Source organism: Bradyrhizobium sacchari, from assembly GCF_002068095.1.
GTDB classification, from domain to species: Bacteria; Pseudomonadota; Alphaproteobacteria; order Rhizobiales; family Xanthobacteraceae; genus Bradyrhizobium; species Bradyrhizobium sacchari.
Map to the genome: position 1 here is coordinate 117191 of NZ_LWIG01000009.1, position 16605 is coordinate 133795.

The window sequence follows — 16605 nt, forward strand, 5'->3', positions numbered from 1 at the left end:
CCCGCCGCGATACCGGCCTTTGCCGCCGGGCTGCCGTCCTGCGGATTGTCGACGATCGCGCCACGCGCCTCCTTCAGCCCGACACTGTCGGCGATCTCGGCCGTCACCGGCTGCACCTGCACGCCGAGCCAGCCGCGGGTCACCGCACCCTTGTCCTTCAACTGCGCAATGACGAGCTTTGCGGTGGTCGCCGGGATGTCGAAGCCGATGCCGACCGAGCCGCCGGACGGCGAGAAGATCGCCGTGTTCACCCCGATGACGTTGCCGTTCATGTCGAAGGCCGGGCCGCCCGAATTGCCCTTGTTGATGGGCGCGTCGATCTGGATGAAGTCGTCATAGGGCCCGTTGCCGATGTCGCGGCCGCTGGCCGAGACGATGCCGGCGGTCACGGTGCCGCCGAGGCCGAAGGGATTGCCGACCGCCACCACCCAGTCGCCGATCCGCGGCTTCTGCTCGGCGAACTTGACGAAGGGAAAGTCCTTCTTGCCGTCGACCTTGATCAGCGCAAGATCGGTCTTCGGATCGGTACCGACCACCTTCGCGGTGTAGGTCGTGCCGTCGTCCATGGTGACTTGCACGGACTCGGCGTGATCGACCACGTGATTGTTGGTCACGGCGTAGCCGTCGGCGGAGATGAAGAAGCCGGAGCCTTCGCCCGTGATCATCTGATGGCGCTGGCGCGGCATGCCGTTCATGCCATTGGGCATACGGAAGCCGAACTGCCGCGAGAACTGGTCGAACGGCGAATCCTCGTCGGAGTCCATCCGGTTCTGTTGCAGCATCGCGTTCTTGTCGTTGTCGCGGTCGATCTTGACCCGCACCGAGATCACGGCGGGTTTGACCTTGGCGACGAGGTCACCGAAGCCCGGCGGGGTCGCGGTGCTTTCCGCGGCGTGCGCGGGCGAGACCAGGGAGGTCAGGCCGAACGGCGAGGAGCCGGGAGAAGCAGCCAGCACGGCCACGCCAAGCGCGGCCACGGTGCCGAGCAGCGCAAGCCGGCGCGGTCCCAGGATCTTCCGGGTCGTGGTGGTGTCGGAATTGACGCGATCGTTCATGTCGAAATGTCCATGTTGGGTCAGGTGTCGCCTTGCACCCAACATGGGCGTTGTCACCTTACGGCGTTCCGTCCACGCGATTAAATCTTGGCAAAGGTGCCGTGGCCGGCGCCGCCCAAAATCGCGGCTGCACATTTGATGCAGCTCAAGGCTGCCCTGCCGCGCAGTGCAAGACTGCGGCTGTCGAACGACACCGAACGGAGGCGCGCCATGTACAAAGACATTCTCGTCCATGTCCCGACCGAGCGGCCGATGCTCGCCGTGATCGACGGTGCGATCTCACTCGCGGCGCATCTTAACGCCCATATCGACGCGGTCGCGGTCGGCTATGTCGCGAGCAGCGCGGCCTACGTTATGGACGGCGGTGCCGCCGTGGCGGCCGTATTCGAACTGGAACGCGAACGCGCGGTGGACCGGGCCGAGGCCGCGCTCGAGGTGTTCAAGAGCGAAGCGGCGAACGCCGGCGTTTCCTGCACCTGCCATCCGCTCGGCGCGATCCCCGCGGATGCAGCCAGCTGGCTCGGCGAAATGGCGCGGCTGCACGACCTCAGCATCGTGCTCCAGCCCGATCCGGCTCAAGGCTCGTTCGACAACGATGTGCCCGGCGAAATCCTGTTCCAGGCCGGCGGTCCGGTGCTGTTCCTGCCCTACACCTTCCGTGGGGCCTTCAAGGCAAGGCGGATAGGCATTTGCTGGGACGGCAGCCGGGTCTCCGCCCGCGCGATGCGCGATGCAGCACCATTCCTGGCGCGCGCCGAAGGGATCGTGCTCATCACGATCAACGAGGCCGACGCGGTCCCGAGCGAGGTGTCGGCCAGCAATCTGGCGAGGCATCTTGGCCGGCGCGGACTGTCGACCCGCACCGTCGGCCTGTCAGCCGCCCGCTCCAACATCCAGCCGACCATCCTGTCGCTGGCGGCCGACGAGAATCTCGATCTGCTGGTGATGGGCGGCTACGGCCATTCGCGTTTGCAGGAGCGCTTTCTCGGCGGCGTCACCCGGGCCATGCTGGAGGCCATGACGGTGCCGACGCTGATGTCGCATTAGCGAAGCCGGCCCGACGCTCTCATGCCGCGGCGGGCGCCTCCCACGTCGCTGCTGCGACGGCGTCCTCGCTGCGTTGCGCATTGCACGCGTCGAAATGCGCCTTCAGCGCGACCTCGGCGAGATATTCGAAATGTTCGGCCTGGCCAAGGAGTTCCCAGTTCTGAAGCGGCCTATAGGCGGCCTGCTGACGACAGAGGGACGCCAGCGCCCGGTAGCGACGTACGTTCTCCATGAGACCCTCCCTCGCATTCACTGGGCTTATTGCCCTGATTTACGTCAGGCCGATGGCGTTTATGCAAAACATTTGCTGCGTGCACAACGCGCTTAACCTCGGTTAATTTTCGAGAAGCGCCGGTAAGAATTTTAGTTCCAAACGCCCGCGCGGAACTCCGGCGCCAACGCGCTAGGCGGAGAGGCGGTGTTCCATGGTCACGCCGACCAGATCGAGATAGCGCTCGATCAGCTCGGGCCGGCCGACGAGGTAGCCCTGGATCTCCTCGCAGGCCTCGCGCGCCAGGAAGGCACGCTGCGCTTCCGTCTCCACGCCTTCGGCGACGACCGGGATCTTGAGTGCATGCGCAAGGCTCAAGACCGCGCGAACGATCGGCCGATGCGGCGTCGCCTCGAGATTGGAGATGAAGCTGCGGTCGATCTTGATCTTGTCGAACGGAAACGACTGCAGATACGACAACGAGGAGTAGCCGGTGCCGAAATCGTCCATCGCCATGCGGATGCCGAGCGCCTTCAGCCGCCGCAGCAGGTTGAGCGCGCGGGTGAACTCTCCGATCAGCACGCCCTCAGTGATCTCGACCTCGAGCCGCGTCGGTGAGAGGCCCGTCTCCGGCAGTATGCGGTGGATCGAGCGTTCGAGGTCTCCGGCCTGGAACTGGACCGGCGACAGGTTGACCGCGACCTGCAGCGGCCGTGGCCAGGATGCCGCCTCGCGCCAGGCCTCGCGCAGCACCCCATTCGCCGATCTCGATGATCAACCCATTTTCCTCGGCGAGCGATGTTGCAGCTTCGGAACTCGACCAGCCTCAGCAGCAACGCGAATGGCTGCGATATTGGCGGCATAGTCCGCAATGCTCTTGCCGCGGAACACCGCGGAACCCGCCACTAGCGTATCGGCACCGGCGGCGCCGACCGCTGCAGCATTGTCACGCGTGATACCGCCATCGACCTCGAGCCGGATCGGCCGATCGCCGATCATGCTTCGAATGCGCCGGATCTTTTCCAGCTGGGATTCGAGGAAGGCTTGGCCGCCGAAGCCCGGATTGACCGTCATCACCAGCACGAGATCAAGACGATCGAGCACATATTCGATCGCGCTTTCCGGCGTCGAGGGACACAGGCCGACGCCAGCCTTCTTGCCGAGCGCGCGGATCGCCTGGAGCGAGCGGTCGAGATGAGCGCCCGCCTCGGCATGGACAGTGATGACGTCGGCCCCGGCCTTGGCGAACGCCTCGAGGTAGGGATCGACCGGCGCGATCATCAGATGCACGTCGAAGACCTTCTTCGTCAGCGGCCGGATCGCCTTGATCACATCGGCGCCGAAACTGATATTCGGGACGAAATGTCCGTCCATCACATCGCAATGGATCCAGTCGGCGCCGGCTGCATCGATGGCCGCGATCTCCTCGCCGAGACGCGCGAAGTCTGCGGCCAGGATCGAGGGAGCAATGAGGATCTCGCTGGTCATGCCTTCACGCTCCTTTCCGCAGCCGCACCACCGTTGAAGACGCGGCTTGCGAGGACATCCGCCGGATCGATGGTTTCGAGATCGGCGACATCGAGCATGCGGTTGAGATCGGACACCAGGCGATCGGCCTGCCGCAGGCGGATGCGATCGACGGCGTTGCGGATCGAACGGGCGTTGGAGAAGAACGGCTGGGTCCGGCGCAGGGCGATGTATTTCTCGAACGCCTCGCGTGCCGCCGCCGAGAAGCGATAGCCCCGCTCCTTCAACATCAGCTCGGCAATGACGAGCAGCTCGGCCTCCGCATAATCGGGGAATTCGATGTGGTGCGCGATGCGCGACCGGAAGCCGGGATTGGAGGCGAAAAAGCTCGTCATCCGCTCGCCATAGCCGGCCAGGATCACGACCAAATCCTCGCGCTGGTTTTCCATGACCTGGAGCAGGATCTCGATCGATTCCTGGCCGTAGTCGCGCTCGTTGTCGGGACGATGCAGGTAATAGGCCTCGTCGATGAACAGCACGCCGCCCATCGCCTTCTTCAGGATCTCCTTCGTCTTCGGCGCGGTGTGGCCGATATACTGGCCGACGAGGTCGTCGCGCGTCACTGAGATCACCTGCCCGCGCCGCACGAAGCCGAGCCCGTGCAGGATCTTGGCCATGCGCAGCGCAACGGTCGTCTTGCCGGTACCGGGATTGCCCGTGAACGACATGTGTAGCGTCGGCGGCGCCGACGCCAGGCCTGCGCGCTGCCGGATGCGTTCGATCAGCAGCAGCGAAGCGATCTGGCGCACGCGGTTCTTCACCGGCTTGAGCCCGATCAGCTCCCGATCGAGTTGTTGCAGCGTATCGGTGATCCCGGCCGCTTCGGCCTCCTTGCGAAGATCGAATTGGGTCTCGCTTTGGTCGGTCGTCGTTGCATGGGGGACATCGAGCATGGCTACCCTCGAATAAAAGAGCTTCGCCGCGAGGGAGGCGGCGAAGCAGTGGTCCGCCAAGGATACGGAGCAGGGAGAGCTCCGTGCGGAGGAGAATGGCTATTGAGAGGCGTGGGCCGCCGGCTTTCGCACCGTTGTGTAGCGGATCGCGCGTCCGGCCCCTTCCTGCCGCACCAGCTCGAATTCCGCTTCCTGCGGCGGGCGGTTGACGAGGAAGGAGATCCGCACCGACTCCCAGCCATGACTGGAATCGAAGCCGCTGATGCGGATGTAGCGGTCGCCATACACCCGGCGGCATTCGGCGAGCTCCATCATCACGCCGGCAGCGTCCTGGAGATCGAACATCGGCAGGCCCCACATCTCCCAATAGGTGTTGCGGGGATGCGGGTCGTCGGTGAACTCGATATTCACCGCCCAGCCATTGCTCAGGCAATACTGCACCTGGCTGGTGATCTGCTCGTCGGTCAGATCCGGCAGGTACGAGAAGCAGCCCTGAGTTAGTTTGCTGCCTTGGGTCAGTTTCATGTCAAATCTCCTCAGACGGTTTCCAGCGCCGTCGGCACGAAGTCCGGCGTATCGGTGGACTGATAGTTGAAGGTGACGTCCTTCCAGACGTCGAGCGCAGCCTTGAGCGGCGTGCAGGTCTGGGCCGCCTTGGCAAGGATCTCCGGCCCTTCGTGGACGTAGTCGCGGCCCTCGTTGCGGGCGAGGATCATCGCTTCCAGCGCCACGCGGTTGGCGGTCGCGCCGGCCGCAATGCCCATGGGATGGCCGATGGTGCCGCCGCCGAATTGCAGCACGACGTCCTCCCCTAACAGATCGAGCAGCTGGTGCATCTGACCGGCATGGATGCCGCCGGATGCCACCGGCATCATCTTGTTGAGGCTCGCCCAGTGCTGGTCGAAGAACAGGCCGTGTTCGAGCTTGGTCGGATTGAAGTCCTCGCGGCAGACATCGTAGTAGCCACGCGTGGTGTTGGGATCGCCTTCGAGCTTGCCGACCACCGTGCCGGCATGGATATGATCGACACCGGCGAGCCGCATCCATTTGGCGATGACACGGAACGACACGCCGTGGCTCTTCTGCCGCGTGTAGGTCGAGTGACCGGCGCGGTGCAGATGCAGGATCATGTCATTGCGGCGCGCCCATTTGGCCATGGACTGGATCGCGGTGTAGCCGATCACGAGGTCGATCATGACGATGCACGATCCGAGCTCTTTCGCAAACTCGGCGCGCTCGTACATGTCCTCCATGGTCGCCGCGGTGACGTTCAGGTAGGTACCCTTCACCTCGCCGGAGGCGGCCTGTGCGCGGTTCACTGCCTCCATGCAATAGAGGAAGCGGTCGCGCCAGTGCATGAAGGGCTGCGAGTTGATGTTCTCGTCGTCCTTGGTGAAGTCGAGCCCGCCCTTCAGTGCCTCGTAGACGACGCGGCCGTAGTTGCGACCGGAAAGCCCGAGCTTCGGCTTCACCGTTGCGCCGAGCAGCGGCCGGCCGAACTTGTCGAGCCGTTCGCGCTCGACCACGATGCCGGTCGCCGGTCCCTGGAACGTCTTCACATAGGCGACGGGAAAGCGCATGTCTTCCAGCCGCAGCGCCTTCAGCGGCTTGAAGCCGAACACGTTGCCGATGATCGAGGCCGAGAGGTTGGCGATCGAGCCCGGCTCGAACAGGTCGAGATCGTAGGCGATGTAGGCGAAATACGAGCCCGGCGTGCCCGGCACCGGATCGACGCGGTAGCATTTCGCGCGATATTTCTCGGCCGCCGTCAAGCGATCGGTCCACACCACGGTCCAGGTCGCAGTCGAGGACTCACCGGCAACCGCGGCTGACGCCTCGATCGGATCGACGCCCTCCTGCGGCGTGACGCGGAACAGAGCGATGACGTCGGTGTCCTTTGGCGTGTAGTCGGGCTCCCAATAACCCATGCGCTTGTATTCCATCACGCCGGAGCGATAGCGCTCTTTGCCGCGGACAGTGCCTGCATGTGCGTTCATGTCTCTCTCCTGCTCTTCTCTCTCTCTGAATGATTAGGCGGCGACCGGCTCGCGGGCGTCGACGCGCGGGTCGAGCTCGCCGGCGCGATAGCGACGCGCCATCTCACTCATCGGAACCACCTTGATCTTGCTGGCATGGCCCGCGGTGCCAAACTGCTCGAAGCGTTCGCGACACAGTTCGCGCATCGCGTCCATCGCGGGTTTGAGGAATTTGCGCGGATCAAACTCGGAGCGTGCTTGCGCCGCCACTTTTCGGAACACGGCTGTCATCGCCAGCCGGCAGTCGGTGTCGATATTGACCTTGCGCACCCCGCTCTTGATGCCCCGGACGATCTCCTCCACCGGCACACCCCAGGTCTGCGGCATCTCGCCGCCGAACTGGTTGAACATGTCCTGCAGCGGCTGCGGCACCGAGGAAGAACCGTGCATGACGAGATGCGTATTCGGCAGCCGGCGATGGATCTCCTCGACCACCCGCATCGCCAGGATGTCGCCATCAGGCTTGCGGCTGAACTTGTAGGCGCCGTGCGAGGTGCCCATCGCGATCGCCAGCGCATCGACCTTCGTTGCGCGAACGAAATCGACGGCCTGATCGGGATCGGTCAGCAATTGGTCGTGGCTGACCTTTCCCTCGACGCCGTGACCGTCCTCCTGTTCGCCGCCGCCATGTTCCAGCGAGCCGAGCACGCCGAGCTCGCCTTCGACGGAAGCGCCGACCCAATGGGCGAGATCGACGACGCGGCGCGTGATCGCGACGTTGTAGTCATAGTCGGCCGCCGTCTTGGCGTCGGCCTTGAGCGAGCCGTCCATCATCACCGAGGTGAAGCCGTGGGCGATGGCGGAAGCGCAGGTCGCCTCGTCATTGCCGTGGTCCTGATGCATGCAGAGCGGAATGTCCGGATAGGTCCGCTCCAGCGCGTCGATCATGTGCGAGAGCATGAGATCGCCGGCATAGCTGCGCGCGCCGCGTGAGGCCTGGATGATCACGGGCGCGTCGACTTCTGCCGCCGCCTGCATGATCGCGATGCCCTGCTCCATGTTGTTGATGTTGAACGCCGGCACGGCGTAACCGTGGCTTGCAGCGTGATCGAGCAGTTGGCGAAGGGTGATACGGGCCAAGGGTCGTCCTCCTTATTGGCTCTTGCGGGCGATCGCCCGGCGGGCCGCTTTCGCAATGCTCTGCGGCGTGATGTCGAATTCGCGGTACAGCACCGGCGCCGGCGCCGACGCGCCGAAGCCGCGCATGCCGACGAATTCACCGTCGATGCCGATCCAGCGATGCCAATCGCCGGCTACGGCCGCCTCGATGCCGACGCGCGGCGCGGTGCCGAGCACGGAGGCGCGGTAGTCGTCCGGCTGCTCCTCGAACAGCGCGAAGCACGGCGCCGAGACTACGGCCGCCCGGATGTGCTCGGTCGCGAGCAGGCGGGCGGCTTCCAGCGCAATCGACACCTCCGAGCCGGTTGCGATCAGCGTCACGTCGCGGCCGCCATCCGGCGAGACGACGAGATAGGCGCCGTTCGCGACGCGGTTTCTGCCGCGCGCATCGCTGCGGAAGGTCGGCAGGGCCTGTCGCGACAGACACAGCACGGACGGACGATGCTCCGCCGCAAGCGCGCAGTCCCAGGCTTCCAGCGTTTCCACGGCATCCGCCGGCCGGAACACGAGCAGGTTGGGAATGACGCGCAACGCCGCGAGATGCTCAACCGGCTGGTGCGTCGGGCCATCCTCTCCGAGGCCGATGGAGTCGTGCGTCATCACATGGATGACGCGCAGCCGCATCAAGGCCGCAAGGCGGATCGCAGGCCGGCTATAATCGGAGAACGCGAGGAACGTACCGCCGTAGGGGATGAAGCCGCCATGGAGCGCAAGGCCGTTCATTGCAGCCGCCATGCCGTGCTCGCGAATGCCGTAGTGGATGTAGTCGCCGGCGAATGCACCGGTCTTGACCGGCGCCTGCGCCTTGGCATGCGTCAGGTTCGAATGGGTCAGGTCTGCGGAGCCGCCGACCAGGCCGGGAATCGTTCCGGCGATGCCGTCGAGCACCTGTTGCGAAGCCTGCCGCGTCGCGAGTTTTGGTCGCTCGCTGGCGAAGCGTTCGCGTAATTTCGCGGCGGCCAGCGCATAGGCGGCCGGCAGGGCGACAGCCTTGCCCTCGACGAACAGGTCGCGTTGCTCCGGTGTCGCGCCCTCGTAGCGATCGAGCCAGCCGAGCCGATCGACTTGTCCGCGCTGCCCGATCATCCGCCACGCCTTGAGCACCGGGATCGGCACTACGAAGGGTTGATAGTCCCAGCCGAGAGTCCGGCGCGCCTCCGCCGTCTGCTCGGTGCCGAGCGGCGCACCATGCGCCTTCTCGGTGCCCTGCCGATCAGGCGCGCCATAGCCGATGATGGTGCGGCAGGCGATCAGCGACGGCTTTGTAGTCCCCCGCTCCTCCGCAATCGCCTGCGCAACGGCTTCGGGATCATGCCCGTCCACGCGGCGCACCGACCAGCCGGAGGCAGCGAAACGCGCGAGCTGGTCGTCCGACGTCGCAAGCGAGGTCGGACCGTCGATGGAGATGCCGTTGTCGTCGAACAGCACGATCAGCCGGCCGAGCCCGAGATGGCCGGCAAGCGAGATCGCTTCCTGGCTGATGCCCTCCATCAGGCAGCCGTCGCCGGCGATCACATAGGTGAAGTGATCGACGAGGCCATCGCCATGCCGGGCATTGGCCATGCGCTCGGCGAGCGCCATGCCGACCGCGGTCGCAATGCCCTGGCCGAGCGGTCCCGTCGTGGTCTCGACCCCGAGCGTGTGACCATATTCCGGATGGCCCGGCGTCTTCGAGCCCCATTGCCGGAAGGCCTTGATGTCGTCGAGGCTGACGTCGCCGCCGGTGAGGTGCAGCAGCGCATAGAGCAGCATCGAGCCATGCCCCGCCGACAGCACGAAGCGGTCGCGGTCTGGCCAGTTGGGATGCGCGGAGTCGAATTTCAGGAAGCGCGAGAACAGCACGGTTGCGACATCGGCCATGCCCATGGGCAGGCCGGGATGGCCCGACTGCGAGGTCTCGATGGCGTCCACCGCGAGGAAGCGGACGGCATTGGCGAGATCGTTGTGCGTGACCGCCGTGAGGTCGGCTTCGGCGTGGACGGAGATGTTCATCGGATTCTCTCCCTGTTCACTTCAGGCTGCGCTTGCGCTCGATCAGCTGCATGATCAGCGGCGTCAGGATCAGCTGCATCGCCAGATCGAGCTTCGCGCCCGGACACACGATGGAGTTCGCGCGCGACATCCAGCTCTGCGGCAACATCGACAGCAGGTAGGGGAAGTCGATGCCGCGCGGATTCTTGAAGCGGATCACGACCATCGATTCGTCCGGCGTCGGGATCCACCGCGCGATGAACGGATTCGAGGTGTCGACCGTCGGCACGCGCTGGAAGTTGATGTCGGTCTCGGTGAATTGCGGGCAGATGTAGTGGATGTAGTCGGGCATCCGCCGCAGGATGGTGTCGGTGACGGCCTCGGTCGAATAGCCGCGCGCGCTGCGGTCGCGGTGCAGCTTCTGGATCCATTCGAGATTGATGACGGGCACGACGCCGATCTTGAGGTCGGCATAGCGCGCGACGTTGACCTTGTCGGTGACGACGGCGCCGTGCAGGCCCTCATAGAACAGCAGCTCGGAGTTCTCCGGCAGTTTCTTCCAATCGGTGAAGGTGCCGGGCGCCGCGCCATGCAGCGCGGACTCCTCGGCGTCGTGGACATAGTGCCGCGTCACCGCGGTGCCGGTCTCACCGTAATCGCGGAAGGCGCGCTCCAGCTCCTCGAACAGGTTGGTCTCGGGGCTGAAATGGCTGAAGTGCTTGTTGCCGCGCTCGGCCTCCTTCGCCATCTGCGTGCGCATCTCGGCGCGGTCATAGCGATGAAAGGCGTCGCCTTCGATGTAGGCGGCGTTGACCTTCTCGCGGAAAAATATCTGCTCGAATGTCTTCTTGACCGAAGTGGTGCCTGCGCCGGAGGAGCCGGTGATGGATATGATCGGATGCTTCCTGGACATGGGATACCTCGCTCAGAGCCGGAAGAATCCGCGCCGCGCGAACAGCGGCGCCGAGACGCTGGCAACCAGCAGCGGATCGCAGTGCAGCTCCTCGACGCGCCGCACCTCGTTGCTCGAGCCCATGATCAGCGGCACGCGCTGGTGCAGGCTCTGCGCGGAGAGGTCGAGGATGCGCTCGCGCCCGGTCGTGGCCGAGCCGCCGGCCTGCTCGATGATCATCGCCATCGGATGCGCCTCGTAGATGAGGCGCAGGCGGCCGTCGCCATAGCCGGGACGTGCGTCCGAGGGATAGAGGAACACGCCGCCGCGCGTGAGGATGCGGTAGGCCTCCGCGACCAGCGAGCCGATCCAGCGCATGTTGAAATCGTGGTTGGCGGGGCCTTCGACGCCGGCGAGGCATTCGTCGATGAAGGCGCGCACCGGCGAGTCCCAATGCCGGCGATTCGACGCGTTGATCGCGAACTCCTCGCAGGCTTCGGATATCTGCACGGCGCTGCGGGCGAGGCGGAAGCAGCCGGCCTTGCCGTCGAGGGTGAAGATGTCGACGCCGTCGCCGAGTGTCAGCACCAGCGAGGTCTGCGGGCCGTAGGTGACGAAGCCGGCCGCGAGCTGCGCCGAACCGCGCTGATGGAAGGCGAGCGTGAGATCATCGGGCGCGGGCAGGATCGAGAAGATCGTCCCGACGGTCATGTTGATGTCGATGTTTGAGGAGCCGTCGAGCGGATCGATCGCGACGCAGATGCTCCCCTCGCCGTCGCCGATCTGCGGCTCGCGCATCTCCTCCGACGCCAGCGCTGCGACCGGCAGCTTGCCGAGGTAGCGGCGCAGGATCGCATCGGCCTGCACGTCGAGATCGCGCTGGACGTCGCCGTCGCTGTTGCGGCCCGTCGTCAGGCCCGATGCGTCCGCAAGATCGCCTGTCGCGATGAGGTCGGCGATCTCGATCGCCGCCGCCGCGATTGCATCGACCGCGGCCGCCACCGCCAGCGCGTGGGATGCGGTCTCTGAGTACCGTTGAAGGTGGTCGTCCAGCCTGAGTTGCCCGGTCATCTGCGTCCATCCCCTGGGCCGGCGCCGCATCCATTTCCCTCCCAGCTGGAGGTCGGTGCGGTCAGTCCCGGCATCAGGAGATTGACAGGGCCGACTTAATAAGGAAAATTTCTAATCATAATGAGCGCCAAAGAATTTTCTTATAATGGCTCCGGCCATGCGGCGGCCCAGCTTCGGCATCTGACGATCCGGCAGCTTCGCTCGCTGGCGGCGTTGTCGGCCAAGGGCAGCGTGACGGCGGCCTCCGGCCATCTCGGGCTGACGCAGCCGGCCGTGACGCAGCAGCTGCGGCAGCTCCAGGACCTTGCCGGCCTGCCCCTGGTGCAGCGGACCGGCGACGGCATGCTGCTGACGGAGGCCGGCAAGGAGGTGCTGGCGCTGGCCGAGCGGGTCGAAGCCGCGATCATGGACTGCCAGGGCGCGCTCGACCTGCTCGCCGGGCGGACCGGCGGCACGGTGCAGCTCGGCGCGGTCTCGACCGCGAAATATTTCGTGCCGCACGCCATCGCGGCGTTCTCGAAGCGGCACCCCAAGATCGAGATCAAGCTCACCATCGGCAATCGCGAGGAGATCCGCGAGGCCATGCACGGCTACGACCTCGATTTCGCGGTGATGGGTCGGCCACCGGCCGACGTCAGCGTCGACGTCCGTCAGCTCGGACGCAATCCGCACATCATCGTCGCGCGCAAGGGGCACTGGCTGGAGAAGGATGCCGGCCTCAGCCTGACCGACCTCGTGCACGAGACCTTCCTCACCCGCGAGCCCGGGTCGGGCACGCGGACGCTGATGGAGGGCATGTTCCAGAGGTCGGACCTCGAGCCGATCATCGGCATGGAGATGAGCAGCAACGAGACCATCAAGCAGGCGGTCATCGCCGGGCTCGGCATCGCCTTCATCTCGGCGCACACCGTCGCGCATGAGCTCGCCGAGGGCCGGCTCATCGTGCTCGATGTGGCCGGCCTGCCGATCGTCCGCCAGTGGTATGTGATCCGCCGCAGCGACAAGGTGCTGCTGCCGCCGGCCCAGGCGATGTTCGATTTTCTGGGTTCGGAGGGGTCGAACTATCTGCCCGTCGTGCCCGAGCTCGGCGGGCCATAGGCCGCCAATGCCTACGCCATCAGTTTCATCGCGATCGTCGCCGCCAGAATGACGATGATCTGCAGCAGGCGCTCTGTCGTGAAGATGCGGTTGAAGGTGGTCATCGCTCGCCCCCGGCCGAACTAAAGGAGATCTCGATCGGAACGTTGCTAGCACAGGCGGGCATCGGGACAACTCCGTAATCGCCCCGGGTCGCCCGATCGCGCCCCGGCCTGTCCGGTTGACAATCAGGCCGCGAGCGGAGCGGCGTGGTCCATGCGCGTGGCGAAATAGGCTTCCAGCTCCGACAGCGCCCGCGCTTCCCAATCCCTCGCCTGCTCCAGCAGCGACCAGCTCTGGCCCGGGCGGAATGCGGCGGTCTGGCGATAGAGCGATGCGATGCCGCGATAGCGGCGCACGTTCTCCATGATGGCGTGTCCGTTGATCTGGCCGTTCATGTCCAAAAACTCCCTCGTCATTCCCGGGGGAGAAATTGCGGCCAAATCTTTTTCGAAAAGTTAGCGGCGCGCGGCGAGCTCGCGCATGGTTGCCGGACTGTTGCGCCTGCGCAACGTGCCCGCCCGCGCGATCCGATTTATTGCGAATTCGTTGCCGCGCCCTTGCCCGAAGGCTTCAACCCGCCGCGGCCGTTGATCGTCACCGTCTTCCGGCACAGATCGGCAAGGCCGATCAGGAGCACGGCGAGCAGGCAGAACAGGTTGATGGAATCGGCATTCGCGCTGGTCAGCGGGGTGAATTCGAAGAACGGCGGGATGAATGCCCACCACACCAGCGGAATGGTGAGCAGCGCGGCGAAGGTCGCCGCCGGCACGCCCGCGACGAGCGCGAGCACGAACAGGCTGGGCAGGAACGCCGCGAAATAGAGTTTTGCGCCGAGCGCGACGCAGACGCCCTGAAGCAGGGCCGACGCTGCCACGATCACCAGGCCCAGCAGAAATGCCTGCCACGACCATGGCCGTACCCGCGGTACGCCAAACAGCTCCGCACGCCTCATCAGCCTCCCCTGCCGCCCGTTAACCAGGTCCGATTGCGACCAAAGTACTACAGCAGCAACCAAACCGCGAGATGGAAATTGCGACGCCGAAGGCTGCACCAGGCGCCCGACAGCCTCTCGTCGTCGGCTTGGTAAACGCACGCATCGCACAATTGCCGCCCCCGGCCATTATTCGGTGGCCGCATAGAGCAGGCCCGCGACGGGCAGCGCGAGGCCAATGGCCGATGCCAGCGTCCAGCCTCCTTGCGCGAAGGCCCAGGCGCCGATCGCCGAGCCGGCGGCACCGGCGGCGAAGAACGTCGCCATATAGAGGCCGTTGAGGCGGCTGCGATGCTCGTGCCCGAGCGTAAAGATGGCCCGGAAGCCGAGCACGACATTGCCCTGCACGCCGATATCGATGGCGATCGCGGCCACGACCAGGCAGGCCAGGTTCAGCATCGAGCCGGGCGCGCCGATATAGGTGACGAGGAAGCCCGCCGCCGCGAGCAGCATCGCAACCAGCGTCGCGATGCGGCTGTGGCCGCGATCGGCGAGCCGACCCGCGATGGGAGCTGCGAACACGCCCGCGACACCCGCCAGCGCAAACAGCGCGATGCCGCGCTGGGAGAAGCCGAACGCGCCGGCGAGCTGGAGCGGCGCCACCGTCCAGAACAAGGTGAAGCAGCCGAACAGGCTCGCCTGGTAGAGCGCCCGGCGCCGGAGCAGCGGCGTGGTCCGGGCCAGATACGGCATCGACAGCAGCAGCGTGCCGTAATGCATGCGCGCAACGGGCTTGCGCCTCGGCAGCGCCATCCAGAGCACGGTTGCGAGCACGATCATCAGCGCCGCGGAGGCGAAGAACACCGCGTGCCACGACGAGGCCGCGGTGACGAAGCTCGACACCGGACGCGCCAGCATGATGCCGAGCATCAGGCCGGTCGAGACGTTGCCGACCACGCGGCCGCGGATCGCTTCCGGCGCCAGATGCGCCGCATAGGGAATGATGATCTGCACCGCGACCGAGCCGAGCCCGATGAACAGCGCCGCGACCAGGAAGGGCAGCGCGTGGGTCGAGAACGCGGCGGCGAGCAGCGCCGCGGCGCCGAGCGCGATGACCGAGCAGATCAGCGCACGGTTTTCGACGAGATCGCCGAGCGGCACGATGAAGAGCAGCCCCACGCCATAGCCGATCTGCGTCATGGTGGCGATCAGCCCCGCCGCTGCATGCGACAGGCCGAGCGCGGCGCTGATGGGGGCAATCAGCGGCTGCCCATAATAGATGTTGGCGGCGACCATGCCACAGGCCGCGGCAAGCACGAGGGTCAGGCGCTGCGACACCGCATCCGGTTCGGGTGCGGTCTCGATCGTGGCATTCATCGTCATTCACACAGTCTCCGAATAATCGGGAACGTTCATTCCCTAATAAGACATAAATTCAGGCGAGCAGTTTCATCGCAACGCCGACGAGGCTCGTCCCGTCGAGCGGCAGGCGCGCCTTGCCGACGACGCGCATGCCCTGCGTGATGCAGATCATCAGCCGCGCGGTGCCGTCGGCATCGACATGGCCCGGGATCGAGCCGTCGGCCTGGCCCTCGCGAATGAGGCCGGCGATGAAGTCTTCATTGGACTTGAGCTGCGCATCGACGCGCGCGCGGATCACCGGATCGACCGCCGACAATTCGACCGCACTGCCGACAACGAGGCAGCCGCGGCGTCCCTCGCTGCCCTGGGAGTGCTCGACATAGGACAGCAGCACATGGCGCAAGCGCTCGCGGCCACTCGCACCGCGCCCGGCCGCGTTGCGGGTCTGCTCCCCGCGTATCGCGACGTAGCGATCGAAGGCGGCGAGGAACACCGCATGCTTGTCGCGAAACGCCTTGTAGACGCTGCCGGTGGCAAGCCGCATCGCCGCGGTGAGGTCGCCGATCGAGGTGGCGTGATAGCCGCGCTCGCGAAACACCCGCACAGCGCGGTCGAGCGCGGTGGTCATGTCGAACTCCCGGGGACGGCCGGGCGGACGGGCGATGGCTCGCGGCTGGCGGACGGCTTTTTGCATTGCGGGATAATAGGGAATGATTGTTTCCGAATAAAGACACGTGGTTGTGATGAAGCGGGGCCAGGCCCTCCTGTCCCGGACAGCCGCAACGCTTGCAGTGTCGCGGCGCCGAGCCGGTAATAGCGCTGCGCTGCGTCCGGGGCACGAGAGCGGAGCGTGGGGCGCACCGCTATCTCCAAGTCGTCATTGCGAGCGCAGCGAAGCAATCCAGACTGCCGCCGCGGAACGACTCTGGATTGCTTCGCTGCGCTCGCAATGACGGAGCAAGGGGCAGCATCGTCATCCAGCAACACACATTTCGAAATGCAGACATACCTCCACATCCTCGCGGCGCAATTCGCCCGAGCTTGGCTTCGTCGCTCCACCCTCAAAAACCAAGAGGGCGCAGGGAAGACCGGGTGCCGACCTCGCACCCGCGGTCCGCTGCGCGAAAGGTAGCGCAAAGGAACCGCACAGCAGCATACAGGTGGTGCCGATCACTCGGCCTTCCCTGCGCGATGGTCGGACGGCTTATGCCGCGCTCTCCCGGGAGCCGAATTCCCTCTGGCCTCCCTCACTCCCACGGAATGCACCAGCAGCACGCCGACGGCCAGGACCACACGGTTTTGCCGTACGCACGGCCCGCCATTCGCCGCAGTATTCCCGACCCTGTCGAC

16 protein-coding genes and 1 pseudogene are annotated in these 16605 nt (G+C 65.6%); 2 read left to right on the forward strand and 15 right to left on the reverse strand.

The window, feature by feature from the left end; translation table 11 throughout:
* Nucleotides 1-1055: trypsin-like peptidase domain-containing protein (locus A5906_RS13205; RefSeq protein ID WP_245326716.1), on the reverse strand; the 1055-nt coding region annotated here is incomplete at its 3' end.
* Nucleotides 1056-1265: 210 nt separating this feature from the next.
* On the opposite strand from A5906_RS13205, the gene A5906_RS13210 reads away from it, so the two are divergent.
* A complete protein-coding gene (locus tag A5906_RS13210) occupies nucleotides 1266-2102 on the forward strand; it encodes a universal stress protein (protein ID WP_080135713.1) in 837 nt (278 codons plus the stop codon).
* 19 nt (nucleotides 2103-2121) lie between these two features.
* Here the strand turns inward: A5906_RS13210 and A5906_RS13215 are convergent, their stop codons facing one another.
* The 10 genes and pseudogenes from A5906_RS13215 to A5906_RS13260 form a co-directional block, all read right to left on the reverse strand.
* Nucleotides 2122-2334 (reverse strand): hypothetical protein, encoded by a 213-nt coding sequence (locus A5906_RS13215; RefSeq protein WP_080135632.1) that lies wholly within the window; start codon nucleotides 2332-2334, stop codon nucleotides 2122-2124.
* 171 nt (nucleotides 2335-2505) lie between these two features.
* Nucleotides 2506-3109, reverse strand: a pseudogene (locus tag A5906_RS13220) (EAL domain-containing protein); the annotation flags it as partial.
* Nucleotides 3088-3801, reverse strand: a complete 714-nt coding sequence (gene rpe / locus A5906_RS13225; RefSeq protein ID WP_080135633.1) for a ribulose-phosphate 3-epimerase — start codon at nucleotides 3799-3801, stop codon at nucleotides 3088-3090. The gene rpe and the pseudogene A5906_RS13220, both read right to left, overlap by 22 nt.
* Nucleotides 3798-4733 carry a CbbX protein gene (gene cbbX / locus A5906_RS13230; protein WP_080135714.1) on the reverse strand — a complete coding sequence of 312 codons (936 nt, stop codon included), beginning with the start codon at nucleotides 4731-4733 and terminating at the stop codon, nucleotides 3798-3800. Before cbbX ends, rpe begins: the two co-directional genes overlap by 4 nt.
* A 99-nt stretch (nucleotides 4734-4832) precedes the next feature.
* Nucleotides 4833-5258, reverse strand: coding sequence for a ribulose bisphosphate carboxylase small subunit (locus A5906_RS13235; protein WP_080135634.1), 426 nt, complete (start codon nucleotides 5256-5258; stop codon nucleotides 4833-4835).
* 11 nt (nucleotides 5259-5269) lie between these two features.
* The gene (locus tag A5906_RS13240; RefSeq protein ID WP_080135635.1) at nucleotides 5270-6730 is read right to left on the reverse strand and encodes a form I ribulose bisphosphate carboxylase large subunit; all 1461 of its coding nucleotides are present in this window, start codon (nucleotides 6728-6730) and stop codon (nucleotides 5270-5272) included.
* A gap of 33 nt (nucleotides 6731-6763) precedes the next feature.
* Nucleotides 6764-7849 (reverse strand): class II fructose-bisphosphate aldolase, encoded by a 1086-nt coding sequence (fba, locus tag A5906_RS13245; protein ID WP_080135636.1) that lies wholly within the window; start codon nucleotides 7847-7849, stop codon nucleotides 6764-6766.
* A 12-nt stretch (nucleotides 7850-7861) separates the two neighbouring features.
* Nucleotides 7862-9880, reverse strand: coding sequence for a transketolase (gene tkt, locus A5906_RS13250; protein WP_080135637.1), 2019 nt, complete (start codon nucleotides 9878-9880; stop codon nucleotides 7862-7864).
* A 16-nt stretch (nucleotides 9881-9896) separates the two neighbouring features.
* A complete protein-coding gene (locus A5906_RS13255; protein ID WP_080135638.1) occupies nucleotides 9897-10772 on the reverse strand; it encodes a phosphoribulokinase in 876 nt (291 codons plus the stop codon).
* A 12-nt stretch (nucleotides 10773-10784) separates the two neighbouring features.
* Nucleotides 10785-11822: a class 1 fructose-bisphosphatase gene (locus A5906_RS13260; RefSeq protein WP_080135639.1), complete on the reverse strand. Its 1038-nt coding sequence runs from the start codon at nucleotides 11820-11822 to the stop codon at nucleotides 10785-10787.
* 120 nt (nucleotides 11823-11942) lie between these two features.
* Between A5906_RS13260 and A5906_RS13265 the strand changes: the two genes are divergently transcribed.
* A complete protein-coding gene (locus A5906_RS13265) occupies nucleotides 11943-12920 on the forward strand; it encodes a LysR family transcriptional regulator (protein ID WP_080135640.1) in 978 nt (325 codons plus the stop codon).
* Nucleotides 12921-13147: 227 nt separating this feature from the next.
* Here the strand turns inward: A5906_RS13265 and A5906_RS13270 are convergent, their stop codons facing one another.
* The 4 genes from A5906_RS13270 to A5906_RS13285 form a co-directional block, all read right to left on the reverse strand.
* Nucleotides 13148-13357: a hypothetical protein gene (locus A5906_RS13270; protein ID WP_080135641.1), complete on the reverse strand. Its 210-nt coding sequence runs from the start codon at nucleotides 13355-13357 to the stop codon at nucleotides 13148-13150.
* A 137-nt stretch (nucleotides 13358-13494) separates the two neighbouring features.
* On the reverse strand, nucleotides 13495-13914 hold the full coding sequence (locus A5906_RS13275) for a DUF4118 domain-containing protein (protein WP_080135642.1): 420 nt from the start codon (nucleotides 13912-13914) through the stop codon (nucleotides 13495-13497).
* Between the two features lie 168 nt (nucleotides 13915-14082).
* Nucleotides 14083-15276 (reverse strand): MFS transporter, encoded by a 1194-nt coding sequence (locus tag A5906_RS13280; protein WP_080135643.1) that lies wholly within the window; start codon nucleotides 15274-15276, stop codon nucleotides 14083-14085.
* Nucleotides 15277-15328: 52 nt separating this feature from the next.
* Nucleotides 15329-15949 (reverse strand): TetR/AcrR family transcriptional regulator, encoded by a 621-nt coding sequence (locus A5906_RS13285; protein WP_080135644.1) that lies wholly within the window; start codon nucleotides 15947-15949, stop codon nucleotides 15329-15331.
* Nucleotides 15950-16605 lie beyond the last annotated feature (656 nt).